The following is a 2,852-nucleotide window of genomic DNA, read 5'->3' as shown; positions in this document are numbered from 1 at the left end:
ACGATCAACATCCCACACTGCGCTCCCCGATGACCTCGGGAGCATCATGACCATCAGTGTAAGGGGGTCATTTTTGGGCGCCGATTACCCCGCTACGGGGTCAAAATTGCATGCCTGTTCACACTTCTGTCGCTCATCTGCGCCATGCGACCTGACATGTTCCAGACCAGTTTTGCTTGGTCACGCGAGGTCGCAAGGGTCACAATCTGTGATCCCTCGGGACCATACATCGTCTCGTAAAGCGCCAGTGTCGCGAGGATCGTAGACTTGGCGTTCTTACGACCAACCATACAGATCGCGCGGGTATAACGTCTTATCTCGGCGTCTGTCTTATCTACCCACCCATACAGGTTCAGAAAGAAAAACGCTTGCCAAGGTGAAAGACGAACGGGTTTGCCTGCTACTTCACCTTCGATGAAGTTGAGTAGTTGAACATATGTAATGACGTGTCGTGCTTTGGCTTCATCAAAGCGCCAACGAAAGTCGTCTGTGTGTTGGTTCTGATCGTAGTCGTTCAGAAAGATACGGCATTGCGCCTTGATCGCCTTACAAGCAACGATTTGACCAGACACAATATCTCTGGCGTATTGAATTCCATCCTCAACGGAGCATGGTTTTGGATAATAGCCTGACATGAAAATACCCTTTCCGTTCTATTCAAAGGGTATTTATGCGGACTGCTAATTGAGCAGGTTGACAGGAAAGTGGCGGCGATTACCACAAATCCATCTTGAGAATAGGAGAAACAAGATGGCACGGACGGAAATGATCCAAACCCGCAAGGCAACTGTTATTGTATACTTTCGCGATTTGTTTCCGAACGGCGAGATATTCGTTGAACGTGTCGCTTTGCGTTGCGCTACCGTTGTCGTCAACGAAATCGTCTATCATGTCGATCTGTGCGACGATGGCAGGGTAAAGAACGCCCGCAACATCGGTTGGTAAACCCGAAGTTCACTAGGTTGTGCGAGTAGTAATTGATGCGTCGTTGGACAAGGTTCAGCGGCGCATCATGCGGTTTCTGTCTTGACTACGGAAGCTGTCGATCATCAGATGCGATGTAATATCAAGTTATGGAGTTTTATGTCTATGAAGCAGAAGGCATTACAACAGTCATTAGTCGCGTTGGGTCGTGCTGACAATGCACTAACGCAGATGAGGTTCGCGGAACACAATAGGGCATTTGTCGAGGCGTGGGATGACTTTTTACAACAGGTCTCAAGGATCAACGAGAAATTGAAAGCGGGTTCTCGTGATGACCCACAAAGCAAAAAGTGGTACGAAAAGCTTGCGAAGACGCGTCAAGAAGACAAACTTCTTCAATATCTACATCAAGCCAGAAATGCCGAGCATCATGGTTTAGAGAATTCAATTGATGAAGGTTTTGGCATCTGGGCATATGGCAAAGGAGAGTTTTCTGGGTTCGTCGATGGAAATGGTAAATTTCATGTAACTGAATTCAAGCCAGAGACTCCCGGCGCAGAGATTGAAGTCAAGTATTCGCAAAATCTCAAAAAGGTGGTAAATCGTGGTGTTTCATACGAACTTCCCGCTTCACATTTAGGCAAGCCACTTGATGACGTCAGTCCTATTGCTTTAGCTGAGTTGGCAATCGTCTACTACAGAGGTGTTCTCCACGAGGCTAAATCACTTGTTCGGTAACTGCCAAGAGAAGTTGTCGGGTACAAAATCACGGAAGTGCACCATGAAACTAGCAAAGATTGCAGCGATAGCCATGTGTTTGTGTGCCAGCATGACGCAGGCGCAAACGATTAACTTTCGTTGTTTTCCGAACGGTGGATATGCGTTTAATGAATATCACCTTACTATTGAGCGAGGTCTTGACACGGTAAAGATTGAGGCTCGCTTTAGTTCAGGTGACATACTCTATGTCAAGGTGTATCCGGCAATTATCACCGATGATTACATCGTCATAAAAGAGCATGATTTTGTTCCAAGTGAGATAATGCCATTTATCTCGCAGTCATACATTGAGAGGTCGACCGGGCGGTATATTCGATTGGAAACAGCTTTTATAGGAGGTGATATTTGGGTTGATTATGGTGAGTACCAGTGCCAGCCCAACTTCTAAAGAAAAACCCCCGCTCAGGCGGGGGTTAGTCGTTTGTGTTTGCCTGTTTTCAGTTTCTTGTTAATCTGAGAATATCTCGTTTAGAAGTCCTGCTTTCTTGATCGCTTCATTACGCGTCAGGTTCTCGTAGAGAAGAATGTATCCGTCTTTCTCTGTCTTGGTCGATACAATCGCGTCGTTGAGCGAAATGAATACGTTGTGTCTGTTGTTGTTAGCCATAGATTCTCTCCAATTCTTGTGCTGATACTAAATGCAAATCATAATTACCATCTTGCACATTGCGCTTGATGGCTACTCCTCGCCAATAATTTCTTGCACTGGTTCCCGCGTAGGCGTCTGCTTTGTTCGACTTGTGACAACCTGCTACAAGACCGTGTAGGCGTCGCCCCGATGCGTCTACATGAGTGGAGTAATCCAGAAAGTGTGAGTGACCGACTGTTGCGCTGCGATGCCCTTTCATCAACAGGTTTCGTGCGTGATTGTCTCCCGAGATAGGTCTACCCATCGCACCGGCGGTCAGATAGTGCGCATAGATAACGCCATCGATTTCAATGGTGCCGGGCGCTGACCCTTCATAATCGACCACATCTGTATAGTAGTCTTCTAGTGACAGATCGTCGAATGAGATACCGAACCGTGCTCTGACCCCCGACATTCATCCAGCTGAAACCAGAGCCGGTGGGTGACAATTGCCCGCTTGCGCGGGGGGAGCAATGGGCGATCGGCGTAACGCTTCCGTTTCGTGGAGCCGATCGCCCAT

General features: G+C 47.6%; 4 protein-coding genes. 3 read left to right on the top strand and 1 reads right to left on the bottom strand.

Annotated features, from left to right (window positions below):
* Positions 1-92: 92 nt before the first annotated feature.
* A complete protein-coding gene (locus KB874_RS22730) occupies positions 93-635 on the bottom strand; it encodes a terminase large subunit domain-containing protein (protein ID WP_212538854.1) in 543 nt (180 codons plus the stop codon).
* A gap of 115 nt (positions 636-750) precedes the next feature.
* Between KB874_RS22730 and KB874_RS22725 the strand changes: the two genes are divergently transcribed.
* The 3 genes from KB874_RS22725 (at position 751) to KB874_RS22715 (ending at position 2,092) form a co-directional block, all read left to right on the top strand.
* Entirely contained in the window at positions 751-945 is a 195-nt protein-coding gene (locus tag KB874_RS22725) for a hypothetical protein (RefSeq protein WP_212538853.1), read from the top strand.
* Positions 946-1,089: 144 nt separating this feature from the next.
* A complete protein-coding gene (locus KB874_RS22720; RefSeq protein WP_212538852.1) occupies positions 1,090-1,662 on the top strand; it encodes a hypothetical protein in 573 nt (190 codons plus the stop codon).
* 43 nt (positions 1,663-1,705) lie between these two features.
* Complete coding sequence (locus KB874_RS22715) at positions 1,706-2,092, top strand: hypothetical protein (RefSeq protein WP_212538851.1); 387 nt, start codon at positions 1,706-1,708, stop codon at positions 2,090-2,092.
* The last annotated feature ends 760 nt before the right edge of the window (positions 2,093-2,852 follow it).

The sequence above is a fragment of the Thetidibacter halocola genome (assembly GCF_018224955.1).
In the GTDB taxonomy this organism is placed as follows: Bacteria; Pseudomonadota; Alphaproteobacteria; order Rhodobacterales; family Rhodobacteraceae; genus Thetidibacter; species Thetidibacter halocola.
This window is presented reverse-complemented; position numbering and strand designations above follow the sequence as displayed.